Here is a 1,352-nt window from a genome sequence, read left to right on the forward strand (position 1 = left end):
CTGATGGGGTGGATGGCTCCTGCTCCAACCGACGTCGCGATGCGTCATACTGCAGGTGTCAAAATCTGCTATTGTGAGGAGCCGCCCCATGCAAGTTACAACAATCGGCGTCGATCTGGCCAAGAATATTTTTCAGGTTCACGGGATCACGGAAAGTGACGAGGTTGCTTTCAACCGGCCTCTGCGGCGCGCTCAGGTGTTGCCGTTTTTCGCGCGTCTTGATCCTTGTTTCGTTGGCATGGAAGCCTGTTCCACAAGTCATTACTGGGCGCGCGAGCTGACCAGGCTCGGCCATGAGGTTCGGCTGATCCCACCCATGTACGTCAAACCCTATGTGAAACGCGGAAAGTCAGATGCTATCGACGCCGAAGCAATTTGTGAGGCAGTCACCCGCCCTACGATGCGCTTTGTCGAAATCAAAACGGTTGAACAGCAGGCGCTGCTTTCCCTGCACCGCGCGCGCAATCTCATGGTCCGTCAGCGCACGCAGTTGGTCAATGCTTTGCGCAGCATGCTGGCAGAGTTTGGCGTGTACATCGCCAAAGGTCTCGCACGTGCCATCAGTTTTGCGCAGGGCGTGCTGGCTGGAGCTGAGTTAGAACTGCCCGAACCCGCGCAAGACGTGGTCCATAATTTGTGTGGGCAGTTGGGCGTTCTGCACGGACAAGTGCGTTGGTATGAAGTCCGTCTGAGACTTGAAGCCAAACGCGATACCCGTGTCAAACTTTTGCAGACCATTCCAGGCGTTGGCCCTGTTACGGCCTCTGCGATCGCTGCAAGCATTGGTAGTGGGCACCAGTTCAAGAACGGTCGCGAGTTTGCGGCGTGGCTGGGTTTGACGCCGACCAACCGATCAAGCGGCGGAAAGGAGCGATTGGGCCGGATCACTAAGATGGGCGACCAATATCTGCGCCAACTGCTTGTCGTAGGAATGACGTCACTCGTCAGGCAGACAAAATCCCACCCGGAACGGGCGAACAAATGGCTCATGGAGCTTTTGGAACGCAAGCCTGCCCGCTTGGCAACTGTCGCCATGGCGAACAAGACGGCGCGTATCGTCTGGGCCGTTTTGACAAAGAACGAACCGTATATGCCTCGAACGACCTGAAAGGATTTGAGGAACACGAGATAGCAAGACCTGCGAAATGATGGTGCAAAAGTCAGCCGCCAAAACCAAGACACCCCGCCGAATGGCTCGGGCATTATAGCCCGCTGAGCTGATAGGGACCTGGTTTGCGGAACCCTTCAGGGCCAGCGGTCAAAACCGCGCAAACAGGCCGGACACATGACTGCTTCTGACAACAGTGCCGATCATCTCAAAAATGTCTTGCTATGCAGGGGCCATCCACACA

At 56.1% G+C, this 1,352-nt stretch carries 1 protein-coding gene; it reads left to right on the top strand.

The window, feature by feature from the left end:
- Nucleotides 1-88: 88 nt before the first annotated feature.
- Nucleotides 89-1,108 carry an IS110 family RNA-guided transposase gene (locus DWA01_RS19180; RefSeq protein WP_114287422.1) on the top strand — a complete coding sequence of 340 codons (1,020 nt, stop codon included), beginning with the start codon at nucleotides 89-91 and terminating at the stop codon, nucleotides 1,106-1,108.
- Nucleotides 1,109-1,352 lie beyond the last annotated feature (244 nt).

The sequence above is a fragment of the Candidatus Halocynthiibacter alkanivorans genome (assembly GCF_003333265.1).
GTDB lineage: Bacteria > Pseudomonadota > Alphaproteobacteria > Rhodobacterales > Rhodobacteraceae > Halocyntiibacter_A > Halocyntiibacter_A alkanivorans.